General features: G+C 60.8%; 16 protein-coding genes. 6 read left to right on the forward strand and 10 right to left on the reverse strand.

Annotation, left to right across the window (positions count from 1 at the left end; translation table 11 throughout):
- Window positions 1-37: 37 nt before the first annotated feature.
- The 3 genes from KY494_RS12520 (at window position 38) to KY494_RS12530 (ending at window position 1,644) form a co-directional block, all read left to right on the forward strand.
- Window positions 38-514, forward strand: a complete 477-nt coding sequence (locus KY494_RS12520) for a cache domain-containing protein (RefSeq protein ID WP_099760460.1) — start codon at window positions 38-40, stop codon at window positions 512-514.
- Window positions 515-541: 27 nt separating this feature from the next.
- Window positions 542-1,318, forward strand: coding sequence for a YoaK family protein (locus KY494_RS12525; RefSeq protein ID WP_219891149.1), 777 nt, complete (start codon window positions 542-544; stop codon window positions 1,316-1,318).
- Between the two features lie 137 nt (window positions 1,319-1,455).
- Window positions 1,456-1,644 carry a hypothetical protein gene (locus KY494_RS12530; RefSeq protein WP_219891150.1) on the forward strand — a complete coding sequence of 63 codons (189 nt, stop codon included), beginning with the start codon at window positions 1,456-1,458 and terminating at the stop codon, window positions 1,642-1,644.
- A 58-nt stretch (window positions 1,645-1,702) separates the two neighbouring features.
- Here the strand turns inward: KY494_RS12530 and gap are convergent, their stop codons facing one another.
- From gap to KY494_RS12545, 3 genes are all read right to left on the reverse strand, one after another.
- On the reverse strand, window positions 1,703-2,713 hold the full coding sequence (gap, locus tag KY494_RS12535; protein WP_096234037.1) for a type I glyceraldehyde-3-phosphate dehydrogenase: 1,011 nt from the start codon (window positions 2,711-2,713) through the stop codon (window positions 1,703-1,705).
- A gap of 76 nt (window positions 2,714-2,789) precedes the next feature.
- The gene (tkt, locus tag KY494_RS12540; RefSeq protein ID WP_219891151.1) at window positions 2,790-4,787 is read right to left on the reverse strand and encodes a transketolase; all 1,998 of its coding nucleotides are present in this window, start codon (window positions 4,785-4,787) and stop codon (window positions 2,790-2,792) included.
- 241 nt (window positions 4,788-5,028) lie between these two features.
- Window positions 5,029-7,734 carry a TonB-dependent receptor gene (locus KY494_RS12545; RefSeq protein WP_258194827.1) on the reverse strand — a complete coding sequence of 902 codons (2,706 nt, stop codon included), beginning with the start codon at window positions 7,732-7,734 and terminating at the stop codon, window positions 5,029-5,031.
- Between the two features lie 564 nt (window positions 7,735-8,298).
- On the opposite strand from KY494_RS12545, the gene KY494_RS12550 reads away from it, so the two are divergent.
- The 3 genes from KY494_RS12550 to KY494_RS12560 all read left to right on the forward strand — a co-directional run bounded on the left by KY494_RS12550 (window position 8,299) and on the right by KY494_RS12560 (window position 14,480).
- Window positions 8,299-9,024: a 16S rRNA (uracil(1498)-N(3))-methyltransferase gene (locus KY494_RS12550; protein ID WP_219891153.1), complete on the forward strand. Its 726-nt coding sequence runs from the start codon at window positions 8,299-8,301 to the stop codon at window positions 9,022-9,024.
- Between the two features lie 900 nt (window positions 9,025-9,924).
- Window positions 9,925-12,612 carry a TonB-dependent receptor gene (locus KY494_RS12555; RefSeq protein ID WP_258194828.1) on the forward strand — a complete coding sequence of 896 codons (2,688 nt, stop codon included), beginning with the start codon at window positions 9,925-9,927 and terminating at the stop codon, window positions 12,610-12,612.
- Window positions 12,613-12,848: 236 nt separating this feature from the next.
- Window positions 12,849-14,480 (forward strand): NAD(P)/FAD-dependent oxidoreductase, encoded by a 1,632-nt coding sequence (locus KY494_RS12560; RefSeq protein WP_219891155.1) that lies wholly within the window; start codon window positions 12,849-12,851, stop codon window positions 14,478-14,480.
- Between the two features lie 79 nt (window positions 14,481-14,559).
- On the opposite strand, the gene KY494_RS12565 is transcribed toward KY494_RS12560, so the two are convergent.
- The 7 genes from KY494_RS12565 to glnA form a co-directional block, all read right to left on the reverse strand.
- Window positions 14,560-15,543, reverse strand: coding sequence for a TonB-dependent receptor (locus KY494_RS12565; RefSeq protein ID WP_258194829.1), 984 nt, complete (start codon window positions 15,541-15,543; stop codon window positions 14,560-14,562).
- Window positions 15,544-15,927: 384 nt separating this feature from the next.
- Window positions 15,928-17,301, reverse strand: a complete 1,374-nt coding sequence (locus KY494_RS12570; RefSeq protein ID WP_219891156.1) for a GAF domain-containing sensor histidine kinase — start codon at window positions 17,299-17,301, stop codon at window positions 15,928-15,930.
- Between the two features lie 134 nt (window positions 17,302-17,435).
- The gene (gene corA, locus KY494_RS12575) at window positions 17,436-18,401 is read right to left on the reverse strand and encodes a magnesium/cobalt transporter CorA (protein ID WP_086146847.1); all 966 of its coding nucleotides are present in this window, start codon (window positions 18,399-18,401) and stop codon (window positions 17,436-17,438) included.
- Window positions 18,402-18,548: 147 nt separating this feature from the next.
- Window positions 18,549-20,039: a nitrogen regulation protein NR(I) gene (ntrC, locus tag KY494_RS12580; RefSeq protein WP_219891157.1), complete on the reverse strand. Its 1,491-nt coding sequence runs from the start codon at window positions 20,037-20,039 to the stop codon at window positions 18,549-18,551.
- A gap of 48 nt (window positions 20,040-20,087) precedes the next feature.
- Window positions 20,088-21,176 carry a nitrogen regulation protein NR(II) gene (gene glnL, locus KY494_RS12585; RefSeq protein WP_219133048.1) on the reverse strand — a complete coding sequence of 363 codons (1,089 nt, stop codon included), beginning with the start codon at window positions 21,174-21,176 and terminating at the stop codon, window positions 20,088-20,090.
- 5 nt (window positions 21,177-21,181) lie between these two features.
- The gene (locus KY494_RS12590) at window positions 21,182-21,691 is read right to left on the reverse strand and encodes a DUF4124 domain-containing protein (RefSeq protein WP_306823174.1); all 510 of its coding nucleotides are present in this window, start codon (window positions 21,689-21,691) and stop codon (window positions 21,182-21,184) included.
- Between the two features lie 145 nt (window positions 21,692-21,836).
- Window positions 21,837-23,252, reverse strand: coding sequence for a type I glutamate--ammonia ligase (gene glnA / locus KY494_RS12595; protein ID WP_071079202.1), 1,416 nt, complete (start codon window positions 23,250-23,252; stop codon window positions 21,837-21,839).
- Window positions 23,253-23,447 lie beyond the last annotated feature (195 nt).

Raw genomic sequence — 23,447 nt, forward strand, 5'->3', positions numbered from 1 at the left:
CCGCGCCGGGATTGCCTATCATCCCAGGAGACAGCGTATGAAGACGAGTGTAAAAACGGGCATCCACGCCCTCGTTGCCAGTTTCATCCTCTGCGCCATGCCGGCAGCGGCATGGGCAGCCCCCAAGGGCAGCGCGGACGAAGCCATCGCCATGACCAAGCGCGCCGTGGCCATGATCAAGGCCGATGGCAAGGAAAAGGCCTTTGCCGCCATCGCCGATCCCGCCAACACCAGCTTCCATGACCGCGACCTGTACATTTATGTGTACGACATGAATGGTGTCACCCTGGCGCACGGTAACAATCCCAAGATGGTCGGCAAGAACCTGATCGATCTGAAGGACAATGAGGGCAAGGCCATCGTCAAGTCGCTGATCACCACGGCCAATACGCCGGCCGGACGCGGCTGGGTAGACTTCAAGTGGCCCAATCCGCTGACCAAGGTGGTCGAGCAAAAATCCGGCTACATCGAACGGGTCGACAATATGATTGTCGGTTCCGGCATCTATAAATAAGCCAAGGAAAGAGGAAACCGCGCCCGCATGCCGCTTCATTACCTGTCCCGCCTGAGCGGATCGGCACGCGATACGCAAGCCAACCTGCAGCTGGGCTGCGTGCTGGCGCTGGTGGCCGGCGCCGTCAACGCGGGCGGTTTTCTCGCCATCGGCGGCTATACCTCGCACATGACGGGCATCGTTTCCGGCATGGCCGATGACCTGGCGCTGGGCAATATCACGCTGGCCCTGGCCGCGCTGGGCGCCTGGCTGGCCTTTGTCAGCGGTGCGGCCGTCACGGCCATCATGGTGAACTGGGGCAAGCGGCGCCGGCTGCACAGCCAGTTTGCCGCCAGCCTGCTGCTGGAAGCGGCCCTGTTATTGCTGTTCGGCCTGACGGGCAATTATCTGGCCACCATGCCCGACGTGCTGGGTCCCGTCACCATCTTGCTGCTGTGCTTTGTCATGGGTTTGCAGAACGCCATCATCACCAAGATTTCGGGCGCCGTCATCCGCACCACGCATGTGACGGGCCTGTCCACCGATATCGGCATCGAACTGGGCAAGATGGCGTATTACAACCGGCGCCACCTGCCGGACCGGATGGTGAAGGTCAACCGCGGCAAGCTGAGAACGCACAGCCTGCTGATCAGCTGCTTCTTCATCGGCGGCGTCAGCGGCGCCCTGGCCTTCAAGCACATCGGCTTTCCGGCCGCCACCATCCTGCTCGCCGGCGTGCTGACCCTGCTGTCCGGCGTGCCCGTGCTGCGCGACTTGCGCGTGCTGTGGCGCTTCTACCGGCGCCGCCTGCACGTGCAACATTAATAAAAATATTTCTCTTTAAAGCAATAAAAATCCAACTTTATGCTAATATTTTTCTGCGCTTGGCAGGCCCATCATGCCTGCCGTGGCGGCCTTTTGATTTGACACCCTACCGTTGTCCAATTGTGAAAGCGAGAAAAATGATTTCCACTAAAAAAGCCCTGTTTGTCTTTGCCCTCGCCATCGGCGCCGCAGCTTCGTTCTCCAGCACGGCCGCCGTGCGCACGTGGATTCCATCGGAAAACTGCGACTACATCCTCAACATGTGCTACCAGGGCGTCGAGGCGTCGTGTGAGCAGTGGCGCAATCAGTGCGAACCCAAGGAATAGGCTGGCGACAGACGAAAAAAACGCCCCGAAGGGCGTTTTTTCTTATGCGGTCAAAAAATTACTTGGCCGACATCAGTGCGACGGTGGTGTCGAGCATGCGGTTCGAGAAACCCCACTCATTGTCATACCACGACGATACTTTTACCAGACGGCCCGAGACCTTGGTCAGGGTCGAATCGAAGTTCGACGAAGCCGGGTTGTGGTTGAAGTCGATCGAGACCAGCGGTTCGGTCTGGTACGTCAGGATGCCTTCCAGCGCGCCTTCCGACGCGGCTTTCATCAGCGCGTTGACTTCTTCCACGGTGGTGTCGCGCTTGGCGATGAATGTCAGGTCGACCAGCGACACATTGATGGTCGGCACGCGGATGGCGAAGCCGTCCAGCTTGCCATTCAGCTCAGGCAGCACCAGGCCAACGGCGGCGGCGGCGCCCGTCTTGGTCGGGATCATGCTCATGGTGGCCGAACGGGCGCGGCGCAGGTCTTCATGCATCACGTCGGACAGCACCTGGTCGTTGGTGTAGGCGTGCACGGTGGTCATCAGGCCCGTTTCGATGCCAATGGCGTCGTTGAGTGGCTTGACCAGCGGTGCCAGGCAGTTGGTGGTGCACGATGCGTTCGAGATGACGGTGTCGGTCGATTTCAGTACCGAGTGGTTCACGCCGAACACGACGGTTGCATCGACGTCCTTGCCGCCTGGTGCCGAGATGATGACTTTTTTCGCGCCGCCCTTCAAGTGAGCCGAAGCTTTCTCTTTGGTGGTGAAGAAGCCCGTGCACTCCAGCACGACGTCCACGCCCAGCTCGCCCCATGGGATTTCAGCCGGGTTGCGCTGTGCAAACACGCGGATCGGATCGCCATTGACGATCATGTTGTCGCCTTCGACGGTGACCGTGCCCGGGAACTTGCCGTGCGCGGTGTCGTAGCGGGTCAGGTGGGCGTTCGATTTGGCATCGCCCAGGTCGTTGATGGCAACGATCTGGATATCCTGTTTCTTGCCGCCTTCGTAGAAAGCGCGCAACACATTACGGCCGATGCGGCCGTAGCCATTGATTGCAACTTTGATCGTCATACTCTGCTCCTGATTAAAAAAGAAGGTACATGCACGCCCCCGGCGAGCACATCGCCAGGACCGTTAAAAATCAATATTAGCCAGCGATAACGGCTTTCACCTTGGCGACAACGTTCTCGACCGTGAAACCGAAATGCTTGAACAGCACGCCGGCAGGCGCCGATTCGCCGAACGTGTCGATACCGACCACGGCGCCTTCCAGGCCCACGTATTTGTACCAGAAGCTGGTCACGCCCGCTTCGATGGCCACGCGCGGCACGCCCTTCGTCAGCACGCTGGCCTTGTAGGCGGCGTCCTGGCGGTCATACACGTCGGTCGACGGCATCGACACGACGCGCACGTTGATGCCTTCCGAGGCCAGCGCGCTGGCGGCAGCGACAGCCAGTTCCACTTCGGAACCGGTGGCGATCAGGATCGCCTTGGCGTCCGCCACGTCGTTCAGCACATAGCCGCCGCGGTAGATATTTTCAATTTGCTCGCTGGAACGCTCCTGGTATGGCAGGTTCTGGCGCGAGAAGATCAGGGTCGACGGGCCATCCTTGCGGCGCACGGCGGCGCCCCAGGCAGCAGCCGACTCGACGGTGTCGCATGGACGCCAGTTGTCCAGGTTCGGGATCAGACGCATCGACGAGACGTGCTCGACCGATTGATGGGTCGGGCCGTCTTCGCCCAGGCCGATCGAATCGTGGGTAAACACGAAGATCGAGCGCAGTTTCATCAGCGCGGCCATGCGCAGCGCATTGCGGCTGTAGTCGGAGAACGTCAGGAACGTGGCGCCGAACGGGATGTAGCCGCCGTGCAAGGTGATGCCGTTCATGATGGCGCTCATGCCGAATTCGCGCACGCCGTAGTTGATGTGGTTGCCAGGCTGGCCCGAACGCACGGCCACGCACTCTTTCCAGTTGGTCAGGTTCGAACCGGTCAGGTCGGCCGAGCCGCCGAGGAATTCCGGCAGCGACGACGCCAGTGCCTGGATGGCGTTCTGGCTGGCCTTGCGCGTGGCGATGTTTTCTTTCTTTTCTACGCAGGAAGCGATGGCGGCGCTCAGGGCCGCTTCGAACGCCTGTGGCAACTCGCCCTGCATGCGGCGCGTCAGTTCCGCGGCTTGCTGCGGGAATTCCTTGCCGTACGCGGCGAAGCGCTCGTTCCAGTCCGCTTCCAGCAGGGCGCCTTGTTTCTTGGCATCCCAGGCCGCGTACACGTCGGCAGGCATCTCGAACGGTGCGGCATCCCAGCCGATGTATTCGCGCACGGCGGCGATTTCCTTGTCGCCCAGCGCGGCGCCGTGGACCTTGTCGCCGCCTTGCAGGTTCGGCGAACCCTTGCCGATGATGGTCTTGCAGCAGATCAAGGTTGGCTTGCTGGCGGTCTTGGCGGCGGCGATGGCGGCAGCCACGGCGGCAACATCGTGACCGTCGACGGCGCGGATGACGTTCCAGCCGTACGCTTCGAAGCGAGCCGGGGTGTCGTCCGTGAACCAGCCTTCGACTTTGCCGTCGATGGAAATGCCGTTGTCATCGTACAGGGCGATCAGTTTATTCAGGCCCAGGGTGCCGGCCAGCGCGCACACTTCGTGCGAAATACCTTCCATCAGGCAACCATCGCCCAGGAAAGCATACGTGTAGTGGTCGACGATGTCGTGACCGGGCTTGTTGAATTCAGCGGCCAGCAATTGCTCCGACAGGGCCATGCCGACGGCGTTGGCGATGCCCTGGCCCAGCGGGCCGGTGGTCGTTTCCACGCCTGGCGTGACATCGACTTCCGGGTGGCCCGGCGTTTTCGAATGCATCTGGCGGAAGGCCTTGATGTCATCCATCGACAGGTCGTAGCCCGTCAGGTGCAGCAGCGCGTAGTGCAGCATCGAGCCGTGGCCGTTCGACAACAGGAAACGGTCGCGGTTCTGCCATTTTGGATTCGCGGGATTGTGGCGATAGTGACCGCTCCACAGGGCAACTGCGATCTCGGCCATGCCCATCGGCATGCCTGGATGGCCGGAGTTGGCCTTTTGTACAGCGTCCATTGCCAGTGCGCGGATCGCATTGGCCATTTTGGTAGTCGGGAGCGTAGAGTTCATCGTGTGTGGTCGATCGCGGAGTTTAAATTCGTTTGCAGCGCAGCTGGGCGCAGTCAGAGCTATGTATTTTACCAGACCAACAAGGGGAAAAATCAAACCGCGCGACGCCGCCGCTGCAGCCTGTGCCCCTTGCGCCCGGTAGGGGCGAAAAAAAACCGGGCCTGGCCCGGTTTTTTGCGACGTCCGCCGCTGCGGAGCGCGCCGCAAATCGGCCCGCCCCGCCCGTCAGTCTGCCCTCACCTCATTTGAAGGAGTACGACGCCGACACGTAGATGTAGCGGCCACGCGGATTGCCGTAGGCGGTGTCGTAGCCGATGTTCGACGATGGATCGAACGCCGGCACACGATCGAACACGTTATTTACGCCACCGCGCAGCACCAGGCTCTTGAAGCCGCTGTAGGACAGCGAGGCGTCAACCAGGGTCGCGCTCGGAATCATCAGGCCGTTCGTGTACTCGTCGTAGTAAAGGTTGATCGTCGCCGACGGTGTCCGGTCCACGTGGTAATGCGAGGTGAAGTTGGCGCTCGTCGTCGCCGCCCAAGCACCGCGGTCCCAGTTGACGCCCAGCTTGGCCAGCAGCTTAGGATAGCCGTATTCACCGGCCTCGCAAGCCGTGTTATTGGCGCAATTGATCGCCGGATCGTCAGGCAGCAGCACGCGGTTGTAGGACAGCGTGTAGGTCGCCTCGCCGAACACCTTGAAACGCCCCATCTCGGCCGTGCGCAGCGTGTACGACGCTTCGACATCCAGACCATCGGTGACGACCTTGCTGCGGTTGATCAGGCCAACCTGCAGCTGCTTCAGGCGACCTACCAACGGACCCAGCGTCGCGCGCTGGGCGGCGCTCAGCGCGTTATACTTCTCCTGGTCTTCCGCCGTCACGGCGTAGCGCGTGACGGCGTCCTTGTACTGACCATCCTCGCCCGCCAACACGGTTTCGTTGTCAAGATTCTCGACCCGATCGTTCCACTTGATATTCCAGTAGGTTAAACCCAGCGTCAGGTTCTTGATCGGTTCGGCGACCACGCCCAGGTTGAACTGCTTCGATTTTTCAGGCTTCAAATCCTTCGTGCCGGACAACAGGGACAGCGCCGAACCGCTGCAAGCGGTGTCAAAATACGCGTCACCCACGATGCAACGCTTCGGATCCTTGGTCGCGACGAAACCGCCGCGGCCTTCGTTAAAGCGCTGCGACAGCGTCGGCGCGCGGAAACCGGTGCTGTAGCTGGTGCGGAACATCAAGGTCGGCAAGGCGGTCCAGCGCAGGCCAAGCTTCGGGTTGGTGGTACCGCCAGCCAACTGGTAGCGATCATAGCGGACGGCCGCCTGCGCTTCCAGGTTTTTCAGCAACGGCAGGGCCAACTCGCCGAACACGGCGCCGAGCGACTCAGAGCCGTCGATGCCGCGCAGGGTCGAATAGATGCCGATCGCGCCATCGCGCCACGCCTGCGACGGATCGTAGCTGAGCTTCTCGCGCTTGTACTCGGCACCGACGGCCACACCGATCTTGCCGCCGGGCAGTTGGCCAAATTCGCTCGAAGCGGTCACCTTAGCAAAGTCCGTCGAGGACTTGGTCTTGGTGTACTGGTCGGCCGTCAGTTCGTTGATGATCTGTTCCGAATTATGGTTGCCGCCGAAGGGGTTGAACTTGCCCTGCGCCAGGTAACTTTGCAATTTATCGTGCATGAAGGAACCGTACACGCGCGTTTCGCCCTTCTCTTGGCTGTGGCCCACAGACACGGTCCAATCCCAGTTGGCGGCGCGGCCGGTGGCGCCGCCGACCAGCCAGGTGGTGTCAACATTGGTGCCCGTACCACCCTCGGCGGCAGGGAAGAGGCGGCGGATATTGACCGGCACGCCGTAGGTATTGAAGGGGTTGTTCGCCGCCACACGCAGCACGCCGGAGCGGTCGGCATTTTGGATCCAGGCCGGCGAACCTTGGATGCGCGTGTCGAAGTGGTTGTAAAACAGATTGGCGAACAGCGACACATCCGGCGTCAAATCCCAGTTCGCCGTGACCGCCCCGCCGTAGCGTGTGGACGGGCGCACCAAGTCTATCGACTCAGCGGCGGAATACATGCAGGAGCTGCGATTCGGCGCAGCCACCCATTCCGGCGCATCCGGATAGGGCTTGCTGTGGGCCGCGTCGCACTCCGGATCGGGCATGCGCTGCGAACCGCCCAGCGATATGGTGCCGGGATCGCGGCCCTTGGCGCCGTAGACGCCCCCCTGATACAGGCCGCCCTTGTGGCCGGTGAAATCGGTGCTGTTCGCCCAATCGCGGTCAACACCGTGGATGGCCTTGGTTTTTTCGTACGAGGCCGAATAGGTCACGTTGAATTTCTGCGCGTCGCGGTCGCCGAAACCGCCGGACACGGACACCTTATTGTTTTGCCCGTCGCCATAGGTGGTCGAACCGGTGCTGGCGTCGAGGGTCAAGCCCTGGTAATCCTTGCGCAGGATGAAGTTGATGACGCCGCCGACGGCATCGGTGCCGTAGATGGCCGAGGCGCCGTCCTTGAGCACATCGATGCGCTCGATGGCCGACAGCGGAATGGCGTTCAGATCGACCGAGGTCTGGCCGCTGTACTCGTCCGAACCGGACGCCGGCAGGCGATAGCCGTTCAACAGGATGAGGGTCGGCAGACCGCGCAGCGAGACGCTGGTGGCGCCGTTGCGGAAGGAACCCGACGTCGCCAGCTCACCGCCGTTACCGCCCGCAGCAGTCAGGTTGCGCATCAGATCCAGCACCGACGTCGCGCCCGAACGGGCGATCGATTCGCGCGTCATCACAGTGATCGGGGAAATACCTTCGGCTTCGATGCGTTTGATACTCGAACCGGTGATTTCGACGCGCTGCACCTTAGGCACCGGCGCATCGATCGCTTCCTGCGCGTGCACGCTCATCGTTGCGACGCCGGCGAACGCGGCCAACGCCAATCTCACCACCTGCACACTCTTTTTTTCGCGAAACATCATAACTTATTCCTTTTCATGATCCCTGATATGACTTGATAAGCGATTAGTTTATATTTTTATAATCACTTGAATCTCTCATGGTCTTGCGAAAAACTGCAAGGCCCTCCCGCTCCCGCTACAGTGTTATGCTTTTCCAACCAATTTAAGCTGGCCGCAACGCGCCCAGGTCATACGCCCAGGCATTGAAACGTGCGGCGTCTCCCAATACCATACCGAATCACATCACGGACGACATTGCCGGAAACAATTGATGTCGTTCAACACAACTTGTATAGTCATCAAACCACGCTAAAAGCATCACTGTCAATAATGCAATGGTTTATGAAATCAAAAAACAACATTTTGTTTTTAGTCAGATTGTTATCTCCACGCAATTTCCCGCCCCGGATGCGCCGCGCGCAGGCCCAGCGGCAAGAATTTCACCCGGCCGCGCGCAGCGGCACTAAAATTACACCCTCGAGTCGCAGCCGCGCGCGTCCTACCCGCGCGCGGCGCGGCACCTTCCATTGTTTCTCTCCGCCAGGATGTTGCATGCCGCGTTTTTTCTGTCCCCAGCCACTCGCCATAGGCGCCACCATCGCTCTGCCCGACGCCGTCGCCCACCACGTCCATGTGGTGCGCCTTATGCCGGGCGAGGCCATCACCGTCTTCAACGGCGAGGGCGGCGAGTACACGGCTGTCTTGTGCAACGTCGAGAAAAAACGCGCCAGCGCCGAACTGAAGTCCCACACGGCGCGCGAGGCGGAACTGCCGTATGCCGTGACCCTGGCGCAGGCGTTGCCGGAAGCGTCGAAAATGGACTGGATCATCGAAAAAGCCATCGAACTGGGCGCGGCCGGCATCGTGCCGCTGGCGGCGCAACGCTGCGTGGTGCGCTTGTCCAGCGAGCGGGCCGAGAAAAAGCTCGCGCATTGGCAAGGCATCATCGTCTCCGCCTCGGAACAATGCGGACGCAACCGCCTGGCCCAGCTGGCGCCATTGCAGGATTTTAGTAGCTGGATCAGCCAGCAGAATTTACATAAACGCATCATTTTGACGCCGCGCGCGGAACAGTCGCTGGCCGACTGGGCGCGTCACCAGCCACCACAAGCGGTCACCGTGATGGTGGGGCCGGAAGGGGGATTTTCGGAAACGGAAGAAAAGGCGGCCCTGGCCGCCGGCGCCATCGGTCTGTCGATGGGACCGCGCATCCTGCGCACGGAAACGGCCGGCCTGACGGCGCTGGCGACGCTAAGTGCCTTGTGGGGCGGGATGTAAAGAACAACGACAACACCGCGCCGGTACATTTTTTATATCGGCAACTGTAAACGTTTGCCGATATGCGAACCGGAAATCGGCCGCAGCCACAGCCCGCGTGGACCCTCCGGGCGATCCGGCTCGGCCAGGAGGCACCTGCCGCCCCCGCCAATTCCACTCGATCCATTTACGGCACATTGTCGCGCGTATCAATTCGGCGTCAATAATACCGGTATTACCGGTATTACCGGTATTACCGGTATTACCGCACCTTACAATACCACGGCACGCCCGCTACTCCACCAACACCATGAAAAAATATAAATAAACAAAGGTAATCCACGCATTCATGAAATGTGCGGATCCATTATTATATTTTCAAATATCGACATAAATAAAAAACACACGCAGGTCCGGTGATTGAGCACCAAAATAATACATGGCTGCACCCTTTTGATACACCAACCTAATATTGCACCATGATGGCGCGCACGTCTATCATTCTCCTGCTTGATACGAAAAAACAACACTTCTCCCCGCCTCCCCTCTTCACGTGGTGGCCTTGAAGATGTGCATGCATGCGGCCTGGGCGACATTCGATGCTCCATCTCCATGGCAAGTGGAAATAGCCAAACTGCACGGTATGTTGTTTTTTCATATGCACTTGGACTATAAAAATTGACAGGCAAGCCACAGCAATGGTTTCATTGACTTCTTGAGATTTTGAATAGTCAGAATTTTCAAAGACACCGTCCATGAGACGATTGATAAAATAATAGACATATAAGGCCGGCTTTGCCAATACAAGGCGATGTCAAGCCGCATATTCATAATGTGAGGAGTTTTGCAATGATGGTGGAAACAGGATTATCGCGGTCTATCCGTTTGATGTTTATCGGTAGCCTTGCGTTTGGCATGCAAATGGCCAACGCACAGACCACTGGCGAAAGCATTCAAAAGGTTGAAGTGACAGGTTCGAGCATCAAACGCGCGGAAGCCGAGACCATCTCGGTCATCCAAACACTGACCCGCAAGGATATCGAACAAACCGGTAAGTCTTCGATCGCCGACGTCGTGCGCAGCATCTCCGCCGACAACAACGGTAGTATCAGCGGCTCCTTCACCAGCGGTTTCGCCGGCAGCGCCTCGGGCGTCTCGCTTCGCGGCTTGAGCGTCAGTTCGACCCTGGTACTGATCAATGGCCGCCGCACGGCGCCATACGGCTTCGGCGATGACGGCCAGCGCAGCTTCGTCGACTTGAACTCGATTCCGCTCGACGCCGTGGACCGCATCGATATCCTGAAAGACGGCGCTTCCGCCATTTACGGCTCCGACGCTATCGCCGGCGTGGTCAACATCATCTTGCGCCAGAACTATGTCGGCAAGACCATCTCCGCCAACGTCGGCCAAAGCGGCCATGGCGACGGCACCGTCACCAGCATCTCCGGCGCCATCGGCTTCGGCGACATGGACACCGACAAATTCAACGTCTTCGCCACCATCGATGCGAAAAAATCGGGCGAAATCAAGCAAAGCAACCGCGACAAGTGGATCGGCCAAGCCGATGCGCGTCCATGGGGCGGACGTGACCAGCGCGCTGGCGCCACTACAGCCGGCAACGGCGGCGGCAGCTCCTTCCTGGGCACCCTGCGTCCAATCTCGCCAGCACTTGGCAATGTAACCAACTTGCCGGGTTCGTGCGATCCGATCAACCTCGATCCAAAGGGCGGCACCTCGAACGACAACTCGCGCGGCGGTTGCCTGTGGGATCCGGTCCAGTTCGCGACCATCCAGCCAAAGACCGAAAACGTCAACCTGTTCATGCGCGGCACCCTGGCATTGGGCGCAAATGCGCAAGGCTACACGGAAGTGGGCATCTTCAAGTCGAAGGCCGACACCTACACCACCCCGTCCGGTCTGACCGGCGCCGGCTTTGACCTGATCAATGCCCGCGTCAACAACACCAACAGTGGCGCAGACCAACTGCTGATGCCGGCGAACCACCCGGACAACATCTTGGGCGTCGCTGCCCGTCCGCGCTGGGTCGACGCCTCGCGTCCACGCGTGTCGAACCTCGAAACGACCGTCACCCGTGTCCTGGCCGGCGTCAAGGGTACGTATGCCAACTGGGATTACGATACCGGCCTGATGTATGCAGAAAGCAAAACCGACCGCACGCAAACGGGTTACTATCGTACCAGCGCCTTGCGCACGGCACTGAACAACGGCACCTTCCGTATCGGCAAGGGCGTCATCAACAGCCCAGAAGTGCTGGCACTGGTATCGCCTACGCTGAACAACTCGGGCACGACGAAGAGCACCTCGCTGGACTTCAAGGCTACGCGCGAACTGTTCCAATTGCCAGGCGGCATGATGGGCATTGCTCTGGGCGCCGAATACCGCAAGGAAGAAACGAACAGCCAGTCGACGCCATACACCGATATCAACGATATCGTTGGCTTGGGCTATTCCGCTTCGCAAGGTTCGCGCAACGTCAAGGCCCTGTACGCCGAGCTCGCCGCGCCAGTCATGAAAGAGCTGGAACTGCAATTCGCGCTGCGCAGCGATGATTACTCGGATTACGGTCGCTCGACCACGCCTAAAGTGGGCTTCAAGTTCACGCCAGCATCGGCCGTGGCTTTCCGCGGTACGTATGCGGAAGGTTTCCGCGCGCCTAGCGCAGCGGAAAACGGCAACAGCGCCGTGGCCGCGTTCACCAACATCGCCAGCGATCCAGTGCGTTGCGCCGTAACGAAATTGCCAATCGATTGTTCGTCGCAACAAGTTGGTGCTATCACCATCGGCAACAAGAACATCAAGCCAGAAAAGTCGAAGAGCTACAGCCTGGGTATGGTACTCGAGCCAATCAAGAACATTAGTTTGTCAGTGGATCTGTGGCAAATTGTCCGCGACGGTGAAATCAACGGTTCCGATCCTGGTGCCGTGGTTGCCAACCCAGCTGGCTACCCAGATGCGGTCATCGTTCGCGGCGAACCGACGAGCAACTTCCCAGGCCTCGTTGGTCCTATCCTGATGGTCAAAGCGCCTTACCTGAACGCGGGTAAAACCAAAACCTCGGGCGTCGACCTGGATCTGCGCGGCAAGTACAACGCTGGCGAATACGGCCGCTTCAACTCGGGCGTGACGGTCACGTACATGAAGGAATTCACCCGTACCAACGCCGATGGCACGGTACTGGAGTTTGCCGGCACCCACGGCGACACCAACCTGTCCGGTAACGGCGGTACGCCGAAGACCAAGGTCCGCCTGACCCTGGGCTGGGATCAAGGTCCGGTCAACGTCACGGCGAACATGAACTACGTCAGCAGCATCAGCAACAAGAACGATGTCAAGGGCGACTGTCTGGATACCGACACGAGCGGCGTGCCGTACAAAAACTGCCGTATCGCTTCGTTCACCACCACGGATCTGTTTGCCAAGTGGAATGTCACGAAACAATGGGAACTCACTGCGTCGATCAGCAACCTGTTCGACAGGATGGCACCACTGGACGTGCAAACCTACGGCCGCATCAACTACAACCCATCGCTGCATCAATCGGGCGCAGTGGGTCGTTACTTCACGCTGGGCGGTCGTTACACGTTCTAATCACCAGGCAAGATATAACAGTTAGTTAGCAAGACAAATCCGGCGGCCATGCAGTGGTCGCCGGATTTTTTCTTTTCGCAACACCTTTTCTTTCCTGCCGCGCCAAGGCGCCGCCTTCCCGGCAGATGGCCCGCAACTGGACATGCGGGTAAAATAGCGTCCTGACGCTGCCGTGCGCGGCGCCTCACAGACTCTCCGCTAGATACGGAGCCCTGCCATTTTTAGACAAACACACTATGTTGCGACTCAACGAAGTAAAACTCCCCCTCGAACACGACGACGCGGCACTGCCCGCCGCCATCCTGGCCCGCCTCGGCATCGCTGCCACCGACCTGCTCGGCTATACCGTCTTCAAGCGCAGCTATGACGCGCGCAAGCGCAGCGCCGTGGTGTTGATTTACTCGCTGCAGGTGGACGTCAAGAATGAGGCGGCCGTGCTGGCGCGCCTGGGCCACGATATCCATCTGATGCCCGCGCCCGACACCAACTACAAATTCGTCGCCGGCGGCGAACAGCTGGCCGGCCACACGAATGAACCGCGTCCCATCGTCATCGGCACGGGGCCATGCGGCCTGTTCGTGGCGCTGATCCTGGCGCAGATGGGCTTGCGCCCCCTCATCCTGGAACGCGGCAAGCAGGTACGCGAACGCACGGTCGACACCTTCGGCTTCTGGCGCAAGCGCGAACTGAACCCGGAATCGAACGTCCAGTTCGGCGAAGGTGGCGCCGGCACCTTCTCGGACGGCAAGCTGTACAGCCAGATCAAGGATCCCAAGCACTACGGCCGCAAGGTATTGACGGAATTCGTCAAGGCCGGCGCGCCCGAGGAAATCATGTACGTGAGCAAGCCACACATCGGCACCTTCCGCCTGGTCAAGATGGTGGAAGAAATGCGCGCGAATATCGAACAGCTGGGCGGCGAGTACCGCTTCAGCAGCAAAGTGGTCGATCTCGACATCGTGCCGGGCGCCGACGGCGGCCAGGTGCGCGGCGTGGTGCTGGACAATGGCGAGACCATCGCCAGCAACCACGTGGTGCTGGCCATCGGCCACAGCGCACGCGACACCTTCGAGATGCTGCACCGCCGCGGCGTGTACATCGAAGCCAAGCCGTTCTCGATCGGTTTCCGCGTGGAACACCCGCAATCCTTGATCGACAGCTGCCGCTTCGGCCCCAGCGCCGGCCACCCGATTCTGGGTGCGGCCGACTACAAGCTGGTACACCACGCCAGCAATGGCCGCTCCGTCTACAGCTTCTGCATGTGCCCCGGCGGCACGGTGGTGGCTGCCGCCTCGGAGCCGGGCCGCCTGGTGACGAACGGCATGAGCCAGTACTCGCGCAACGAGCGCAACGCCAACAGCGCCATCGTCGTCGGCATCACGCCAGCCGACTATCCGGGCGACCCGCTGGCCGGCATCGCCCTGCAGCGCGACCTGGAAGAGCGCGCGTTCGCCCTGGGCGGCGGCAACTACGATGCGCCAGGCCAATTGGTGGGCGATTTCGTGGCGGGCCGCGCCTCGACCGAATTTGGCAGCGTGGTGCCGTCATACAAGCCGGCCGTGCACTTGACGGATCTGGCGCCGGCCCTGCCCGAGTACGCGATCACGGCCATGCGTGAAGCGTTCCCGGCATTCAACAAGCAGATCAAAGGCTACTACAAGGCCGACGCCGTGCTGACGGGCGTGGAAACGCGCACCTCGTCGCCGATCCGCATCAAGCGCCACGACGACAACCTGCAAAGCCTGAATACACGGGGCCTGTTCCCGGCAGGCGAAGGCGCCGGCTATGCGGGCGGCATCCTGTCGGCGGCCGTCGATGGCATCAAGGTGGCAGAGGCGGTGGCGCTGTCGATGGCGGCACGCGACTAGGCTACGCTAGCCCCTCCCTGCAGACAGGACGAAAAAAACCGGCACTGAGTGCCGGTTTTTTTATGCCTGCCGCCCCTGCTTAAAACTTGTACGAGGCATTCAGGTAGCCCGTGCGGCCGCGCGGATCATAGTAGCGGTCGTCATAGCCGAACTGCTGGCCGCGGTTCGCGCCGGACGTCGATGGCACGAATGGCGGACTCTTGTCGGCCAGGTTCAACATGCCTGCGGTGAGGACCCAGCTCTTGCTGGGTGTCAACACCGTCTGCCAGTCCAGGGTCGAATAGAACCCGACCCGCATGCGGATGTCTTCCTGCCCCGTCACAGCGCCGGGCGCGTCGAGCACATCGACCGAGGTTTCCTGGTCCTTGTAGCCGGACAGGAAGCTGACCGTCAGCGAATTGGCCCAGTTGCCCGTTTTCAAGGTATTCGTCCACTGGCGAATCGCGGATCTGTACATCCCACAGGTCGGCGCCCAGGGTAATGGCGCTGATCGGCTCGTAGGGAAGCCCAGGGTGGCCTGTTTCGACTTCTCCGGCTGCAAGTTGCGGTTACCGCCGGCCAGCTGGTCGTACTGGTGGCTGCCAGGCTGGCATCGCGCATTGAGGCGCGTGGTGATGGCTTGCAGGGCCGGCGTACATGTGTACTTGTCGCTGGTGACACCATAGCCGCGCTGCAGGGCGTTGACCTGTGGCACCGTTGGCGCATGGAAACCATTGCCGAAGGAACCGCGAATCAGCAAGGTGGGCGCCGGCGTCCACTTGAAGCTGGCCTTGGCCGTGGTGGCGCCGCCGAAGTCCGAGAAGTCATCGAAACGCAAGGCCGCGCCCAGTTCCAGCTCTTTCAGCACAGGCGCGATCACTTCGCCAAAGATGCCCTTCGACGTGCTGCTGGCGCTGTACGGCTGGCTGCTGGCCACGTCGCCGAAACGCTGGTCGCATTCCAGCCCCGTCGTGCCACCGCACCAGGTGCCCTTCACTGGGTCGGCCAGGATGCCTTGCGCAAACGGACTCGGTTTGGCCGAGAATTCTTCGCGGTTGATGTTGGCGCCCACGCCCAGCATCATGGCGCCGCCCGGCAGGCGCCGTATTTCCGTCGAGCCATTGAGGTTGATGGTTTGCAGGCGCGACGTGCCGCCATCCCAGCAACCGGTAAAGGAGCCGCCTTGATGGCTTCCTGCGCCGCAGCCGACTGCTTGCCCGGGCCGACGAAGGGATCGAGCAAGCTGCTCGATGTGAGGTTGCTGACGGCAATCGCGCCAGGATAACCGGAAATACTGCCTTTTACGCGGCTTTCCGAGAAGTTGCAGGAGGCATTGTAATCCCAATCACGGGGACATTCTTGCTGTCAACAAAACTCACTATGGGTATGGCAGGCATATAACATTGTGAATATAAAAAGAAAATTCGGGGAAGCGCATTCGCCCAAAGTGGCGCCAACGCAGGCGCCGTCAGTGGGTCAACGGCAATCTGATATCAATGTGGCAGCCGGGCGTGCCATCGACGGCACTGACCTGGCCGCCCAGTTGCTGCACGATGGTGTAGACGATGTGCATGCCCAGGCCGGAGCCGCCCTGGCCCCGCTTGGTGGTGAAGAACGGTTCGAACATATGCTCGCGCACGGCGGGCGCCAGGCCGACGCCATCGTCGGAAAACTCCAGCAGCAGCCAGCGCAAGGCAGCGTCATCCCCATCCGCCTCGATGCGCGCGCGTATCGTGATGCGGCCCGGCCCGCCCTGCGGATAACCGTGGCGGGCGCTGTTCATCAGCAGGTTCGAGAGGATTTGCGACAATTTCCCGGCCGCCAGGCGCACTTGGCAATCGGGCGCGATGTCGAGTTCCACGCCCAGCGCCGCCTTGCGCAGTTCCGGGCTGTGCGCCGACACCAGGCCGTGCACATAGTCGTGCAGCGCCAGATCGGCCACGTATTCGCTGACCTGGTCCACGGCCAGCTGCTTGAAATTACCGATCAGGTCGGCCGCGCGCGCCAGGTTGCGCTCGATCAAGGCCGCCGCGCCTTTGAGCGATTCGGCAATGTCGATCAGTTCGGCGCGGCTGACCTTGGCGCCGCCCAGCAGCTGCACCAGCTGGTCGGCATAGCTGCCCATGCTCGACGCGGCCGTCAACGCCACGCCGATGGGCGTGTTGACTTCATGCGAGACACCCGCCACCAGCGAGCCGAGGGCCGCCATCTGTTCCTGCTCGATCAGGTTCGCTTGCGCCGCCAGCAGCAATTCGGTGCGCACGCGCACGATTTCTTCCAGCTGCTGCGTGCGCTCCTGGTGCTGCAGCTCGGCCGCGCCGCGGGCCGAGAAGATCGACAGCAGCAGCAAGGCCAGCAAGCGCTTGTTTTCATCGATGGGACGCGTGTCGATAGCCGACAGGATGCCCAGGGTCTTGCCTTCGGTATCGATCAGCGGCATGCCGACATAGCTTTCCGCCCGCATGTCGACGAGGAGGGTATCGAATGGAAAGCGACGCTGGATGTCGCTGCCATGAAAACACATGCTTTGGCACGTCACATCCTGGCAAGGCGTGTGCTGCAGGCTGTATTCGATATTCGGCTGGTAGCCGTCGCCGCCCCACAGGGCGAGGGTGCGGATGCCTTCGCTGCCATCGTCCATGCGCACCAGGCGCCCGGCGATCACATAGTGCACATCGAGCGCTTCTGCCAGGTCCTTGACGAGGATGCGCAGGAAGTCGTCGCCACGGGCGTGCGCCGTCGAGGCCGTGATCGAGCGCAGGGCTGCCTCCGCCAGGGTGCGCCGCTGCTCGGGATCGAACAGGGGTTCTTGCGAATTCACATCAAACAACGGAATACTCATGAATGCTCCTGCACGGCACCGGAAGCGCAGGCACAGCTGCCGGCGCGGCGATTTTCAGCCATGACCCGCTGCAGCGGACCTGCCGCGATTGTACCCCTGGCTATTGTTTAATAATACAGATGTACAGGAATTTTTTACAGCCAGCCGGAACGCTTGAACAAGTAATACATATAACCGCAGACACAGCTCATCAGTCCCACGGCCACGGGATAGCCGTATTGCCAGTCCAGCTCCGGCATGAACTTGAAGTTCATGCCCCACACGCCGGCAAACGCCGTGAACACGGCAAAGATAGCCGCCCAAGCCGCCAACTGCTTGTTCACTTCGCTTTCATCGATGGCCACCATCGACAAATTCACCTGGATGGCCGTGCTGATGGTGTCGCGGATGGTGTCGAGCGTGCCGTTGATGCGCGCCAGATGGTCGTGCACGTCGCGGAAATACTCCTGGGTATCGTGGCACAGCGGCGGCACGCGCCCGCCGTGCAGCTTGCCCACCGCTTCCATCAGGGGCGCCACCACGTGGCGCAAGACCATGACCTTGCGTTTCAGCTGGTACAGCCGTTCGATATTGTCGCGCTCGGTGCCACGGTCGAAGATGCGGTCCTCGATCAGTTCCAGCTCCGATTCGAGCGCGTCGAGCACGGGAAAGTAACGGTCGACGACGGCGTCCATCAGCGCGTACAGCACGAAGGCCGAGCCCTGGCGCAGCAAGTGCGGTTCGCGCTCGGCGCGCGCGCGGACACCGAGGAAACCTTGCGAGCTGTTGCTGCGCGACGAGAGCACGTAATTGGCGCCGACAAAAATGTCGACTTCGCCCAGCACCAGTTCGTTCTCGACCATTTCCACGGTTTTCACGACGGCAAACAGGGAATCGCCATACTCCTCGATCTTCGGACGCTGATGGCCCCGCTGCGCGTCTTCCACCGCCAGTTCGTGCAGGCAAAACTCGTGCTGCATCTGTTTCAGCTCGTCCGGCGTGGCGTCGAGCAGGGCCACCCAGACGAAGCAGTCGGGGCGCTCGACGTAATCGCTGATATCGTCAATCGGCAAGTCGGCCAGTTTTTTGCCATCCTGGTAGGCCACGCAGTTAATCAGCATACAGTTCCACAATGAAAGTTAAGACCGGACGAAACAGTCCGGCAGGCGCCAGCTTACCTTATCGCCTGCTGTGAGTGTTGTGGGTGTTGTGGCGTGCAAGGAACGCCGCGGGGAAAGGCGGACGGGGAGCCCCCGCCCGGCCATGCGTCAATCGTCCTTGGCGCCGTCGATGCCCAGCTCGGAGATCTTGCGGGTGATGGTGTTGCGGCCGATGCCCAGGCGCACGGCGGCGTCGTTTTTGCGCCCGTGCGTATGCTTGAGCGCCGTCTTGATCAGGGCCGACTCGAATTGCCGTCCCAGCACGGCCATGACTTCCTGCTGCCCCGCGCCCAGCATGCCGGCCGCCTGCAATTCCAGTAAACCAATCCAGCCCGGTGGCGCACCATTGGCGGGCGCGGCCGCTTCGAAGACCTGGCCGCCGTGCGCATGGGCAACATTTGCTGGCGCCACGTCAGCGGACGCCGCCGTGGCCGCGCCATCGCCCTGCCCCTGCGTCAATTCCAGCGGCAAGTCCTTGATTTCCACCGTCTGGCCCGGCGCCATCACGGTGATCCAGTTGCACAGGTTTTCCAGCTGGCGCACATTGCCGGGCAAATCGAGGCCGCTGAGAAATTGCATGGTCGGTTCGCTCATGCGCTTCGCTTCCACGCCCAGCTGGCGCGCGCTTTGCACCAGGAAGTGGCGCACCAGGATGGGGATATCCTCGCGCCGCTCCCTCAAACTGGGCAGGCGCAAACGGATCACGTTCAGGCGGTGATACAAGTCTTCGCGGAACAGGCCGTCGCGCACGCGCTGTTCCAGATTCTGGTGCGTGGCCGTAATGACGCGCACATTGGCCTTCATGGGCTGATGGCCACCGACGCGATAGAAATGGCCATCGGACAGCACGCGCAGCAAGCGCGTCTGCAGGTCGAACGGCATGTCGCCGATTTCATCGAGGAACAAAGTACCGTTCTCGGCTTGCTCGAAGCGGCCCCGGCGCGTCGTCTGCGCACCCGTAAATGCCCCGCGTTCATGGCCGAACAGTTCGGACTCCAGCAAATCCTTCGGGATCGCCGCCGTGTTCAGGGCGATGAACGGCTGCGCCGCGCGCGGACTGTGCTTGTGCAGCGCGCGCGCCACCAGTTCCTTGCCAGAACCAGATTCGCCCGTGATGAGCACCGTCACATTCGATTGCGACAAACGGCCGATGGCGCGGAAGACTTCCTGCATGGCCGGTGCCTGGCCGAGGATCTCCGGCGTTTCCGACGGGCCCGATTCGACGCTGGTCTCGCGCAGGCTCTCTTCCAGCGCGCGGCGGATCAGCTCGACAGCCTTGTCGATGTCAAACGGCTTGGCCAGGTATTCGAAGGCGCCGCCCTGGAAGGCCGCGACGGCCGAATCGAGGTCGGAAAAGGCCGTAATGATGATGACCGGCAAGCCGGGAAAGCGTGATTTAACCGTCTGCAACAGTTCCAGGCCGGACGCGCCCGGCATGCGGATGTCGGACACGAGCACTTGCGGCGTGTCAAATTCCAGTGCCGCGATGGCGTCGCGCGCATTGGCAAAACTCTTGGTGGCGAGATTTTCCCGCGCCAGGGCTTTTTCCAGCACCCAGCGGATTGATTCGTCGTCGTCAACTATCCAGATTGGCTTCATTAGTGTGTGCGTCCCGCAATGGATTTCATGGGTGGGATACTGCCTCGCTTATGGCAAGGGGAGAACGATCCTGAAATCGGTGTATCCAGGCCGGCTTTCGCACTCGATCACGCCCAGGTGCTGTTGCACGAAGGTTTGCGCCAAGGTCAGTCCCAGCCCGCTGCCGCCGTCCCTGCCCGACACCAGCGGGTAGAAAATCCGGTCGCGGATCTGGGGTGCGATGCCCGGTCCATTGTCAATGATATGCAAGTCTAATGCCAGGTTGTAGCGGACCTTGGCCAAGGTCACCTGGCGCGCCACGCGCGTCTTGAAAATCAGCTCCGCATCGCCCGCCTCGATGCGCTCGGCCAGCGCTTGCGCCGCGTTGTGCGCGATATTGAGCACGGTTTGTATCAATTGCTCCTTGTCGCCGCGAAACTCGGGGATCGAGGCGTCGTAATCGCGCGAAATGGTCAGGCCGCTGGGAAACTCGGCCAGGATCAGGCTGCGCACCCGTTCGCATACTTCGTGGATATTCACGTCGCCCACGATATGCGGGCGGCGGTGCGGCGCCAGCAGGCGGTCGACCAGGGTTTGCAGGCGGTCCGCTTCCTTGATGATGACTTGCGTGTATTCGCGCAGCTCGCTCAGGTGCAGGGCCGGCAATTCCAGCTCCAGCAGCTGGGCCGCGCCGCGGATGCCGCCCAGCGGGTTCTTGATTTCATGCGCCAGGTTGCGGATCAGCTCCTTGTTGACCTGGCTCTGGTCGAGGATGCGCTCCTCGCGGTCGAGTTTTAATTGCTGCACGTTTTCGCGCAGCTCGATCAGCACGCCGTCGCGCGGCGCGTCGAGCGCGCTGACGATGCTGTGCACGCGCAGCGGTTCGCGCCCCAGGCGCTCCAGACTCAGGTCCTGGCGCAAATCGGAAAATTTATGTTCAAGCGCCTGCGCGCAGATGCCGGCCAGCTCCTCGGGATTGAGGAACAGCGCCGTCAGCTTTTGCCGCGACAAGGCTTTCAACGAGCTTTCCAACAGGTTTTCCGCGGCCGCGTTGGCATAGCTGATGCGGCCGTCGCCGTCGAGCAGGATCACGGCCGAAGCGAGCAAATCAAGGCCGGCCAGGTGGGCGGGACGGCTGGAATGGTTGTCTAATGTCATGTGCTTTACCGAATATTCGCGATCTCGCGTTTCAGGGCCTCGACGTTCTGCTGGGTCCGGTTGATATTCTCTTTCAACTGCGCCGCTCTTTCCTGATACTTGGCGTAGTTGCGTTCATTGCCCTGGCGTTCAGGCTGGCCCTCGTTGAACTCCAGGCGCTGGGCCGCCAGTTTCTGCTCTTCGCTGCGCAATTCGTCCTGCAATATCTGGCGCCGGTCCAGGTCGCGCGCCCGTTGCTCGGCGCCATCGACCTTGGGAAACGCGCCGGCGGCAGGCGCCGCCGTGGCCACCGCCTGCGTGGCGGGCCGCGCAGGCGCACCGGCCAGCGGCGCCGTCTTGCGTGGCGGCTCCGTCATGGCGCCCGGCAAATCGAGCAGTTGGCAATGCGCGCCAGCCCGCTTGTCCGTATATGTCTTGTGTCCCTGCGCATCGGCGCACACATACAACTGCCCGTGCGCCTGTGCCGCCGCGCCCAGCAATCCTGCCATCAGCGCCATTCTGTAATGCTTGGTCAATCTTCACTCCTGTCGGCTCGTGCCGCATCGTTCCTGGGCCGACTATACAACACCGCCCAGTGGCGCCATAACAAAAAACGCGGGCAAGACCATCGCCTCACCCGCGTTTTTTATTCACTACCGGCAAGTTGCCGGCATGGCGCCATTACAGCGAATAGTACATGTCGAACTCGGCAGGATGCGTGGTCATGCGCATGCGCTGCACGTCCTGCATTTTCAGTTCCAGGTACGCGTCGATCATGGAATCGCTGAACACGCCGCCACGGGTCAGGAACTCGCGGTCCTTGTCCAGGGCTTCCAGTGCTTCTTCCAGCGAAGCGCACACGGTAGGGATCAGTGCGTCTTCTTCTGGCGGCAGATGGTACAGATCTTTCGAGGCGGCTTCGCCCGGATGGATCTTGTTGGCAACGCCGTCCAGGCCAGCCATCAGCAGTGCGGCGAAGCACAGGTACGGGTTCGCCAGTGGATCCGGGAAGCGCGCTTCCACGCGGCGGCCTTTTGGATTGGCCACGTGCGGGATACGGATCGAGGCGGAACGGTTTTTCGCCGAGTACGCCAGTTTCACTGGAGCTTCGTAGCCTGGTACCAGACGCTTGTACGAGTTGGTGCCCGGGTTGGTGATCGCGTTCAGTGCCTTGGCATGCTTGATGATGCCGCCGATGTAGTACAGGGCGAAATCGGACAGGCCGGCATAGCCGTCGCCAGCGAACAGGTTTTTGCCATCTTTCCATACGGATTGATGCACGTGCATGCCCGAACCGTTGTCGCCAACGATAGGTTTCGGCATGAAGGTGGCGGTCTTGCCATAGCTGTGCGCCACGTTCCACACCACGTATTTCAGGTTTTGCGTCCAGTCGGCGCGCTCGACCAGGGTCGAGAAGCGGGTGCCGATTTCATTCTGGCCTGCGCCAGCGACTTCGTGATGATGCACCTCAACCGGGATGCCCAGCGATTCCAGAATCAGGCACATTTCCGAACGCATGTCCTGGAAGCTGTCCACTGGTGGTACGGGGAAGTAGCCGCCCTTGACGGTAGGACGGTGGCCGCTGTTGCCGCCTTCGATGTCCTTGCCGGTCGACCACGAACCTTCGTCCGAACCGATCTTGACGAAGCAGCCCGACATGTCGATCTTCCAGCGCACGCTGTCGAAGATGAAGAATTCTGGCTCAGGGCCGAAGTAGGCGGTGTCGCCCATGCCCGACGATTTCAGGTAGGCTTCGGCGCGTTTCGCGATCGAGCGCGGGTCGCGGTCGTAGCCCTTGCCGTCCGACGGTTCGATCACGTCGCACTGCATGAACAAGGTCGTTTCTTCCATGAACGGGTCGATATTGGCCGTGTTTGGATCCGGCAGCAAGATCATGTCGGACGCTTCGATGCCTTTCCAGCCAGCGATCGAAGAACCGTCAAAGGCGTGGCCCGACTCGAATTTATCCATGTCGAAGTGCGACACGGGAACCGTCACGTGCTGCTCTTTACCACGGGTATCAGCAAAGCGGAAATCAACGAATTTGACTTCGTTTTCTTCTACCATCTTCAAGACTTCTGCGGCTGTCATTGCCATGCGTATCTCCTAAATGAATGTGGGGTGAGCCGACCTTAATGCGTCTGGGCTGATGAAGCGAAGCAAACATTGCGTGCCACCAAAACTCATAAGGATCATAGCAGATTCCATGCCAGCTCCTGAAGCGCCTTGGCGCCGGCGGCAAAATGACTGCCATCCCAGTGAAAGTTTTCCTGCCCGCGATTTTCCTGCTGA

Source organism: Janthinobacterium sp. PAMC25594, from assembly GCF_019443505.1.
In the GTDB taxonomy this organism is placed as follows: Bacteria; Pseudomonadota; Gammaproteobacteria; order Burkholderiales; family Burkholderiaceae_D; genus Janthinobacterium.

Bases quoted from the DNA above. Each gene is read 5' to 3' on its own strand.
- KY494_RS12520 (WP_099760460.1), top strand. From the start codon at position 38: ATGAAGACGAGTGTAAAAACGGGCATCCACGCCCTCGTTGCCAGTTTC.
- KY494_RS12525 (WP_219891149.1), top strand. From the start codon at position 542: ATGCCGCTTCATTACCTGTCCCGCCTGAGCGGATCGGCACGCGATACG.
- KY494_RS12530 (WP_219891150.1), top strand. From the start codon at position 1,456: ATGATTTCCACTAAAAAAGCCCTGTTTGTCTTTGCCCTCGCCATCGGC.
- gap (WP_096234037.1), bottom strand. From the start codon at position 2,713: ATGACGATCAAAGTTGCAATCAATGGCTACGGCCGCATCGGCCGTAAT.
- tkt (WP_219891151.1), bottom strand. From the start codon at position 4,787: ATGAACTCTACGCTCCCGACTACCAAAATGGCCAATGCGATCCGCGCA.
- KY494_RS12550 (WP_219891153.1), top strand. From the start codon at position 8,299: ATGCCGCGTTTTTTCTGTCCCCAGCCACTCGCCATAGGCGCCACCATC.
- KY494_RS12555 (WP_258194828.1), top strand. From the start codon at position 9,925: ATGGCCAACGCACAGACCACTGGCGAAAGCATTCAAAAGGTTGAAGTG.
- KY494_RS12560 (WP_219891155.1), top strand. From the start codon at position 12,849: ATGTTGCGACTCAACGAAGTAAAACTCCCCCTCGAACACGACGACGCG.
- KY494_RS12565 (WP_258194829.1), bottom strand. From the start codon at position 15,543: ATGATGCTGGGCGTGGGCGCCAACATCAACCGCGAAGAATTCTCGGCC.
- KY494_RS12570 (WP_219891156.1), bottom strand. From the start codon at position 17,301: ATGAGTATTCCGTTGTTTGATGTGAATTCGCAAGAACCCCTGTTCGAT.
- corA (WP_086146847.1), bottom strand. From the start codon at position 18,401: ATGCTGATTAACTGCGTGGCCTACCAGGATGGCAAAAAACTGGCCGAC.
- ntrC (WP_219891157.1), bottom strand. From the start codon at position 20,039: ATGAAGCCAATCTGGATAGTTGACGACGACGAATCAATCCGCTGGGTG.
- glnL (WP_219133048.1), bottom strand. From the start codon at position 21,176: ATGACATTAGACAACCATTCCAGCCGTCCCGCCCACCTGGCCGGCCTT.
- glnA (WP_071079202.1), bottom strand. From the start codon at position 23,252: ATGGCAATGACAGCCGCAGAAGTCTTGAAGATGGTAGAAGAAAACGAA.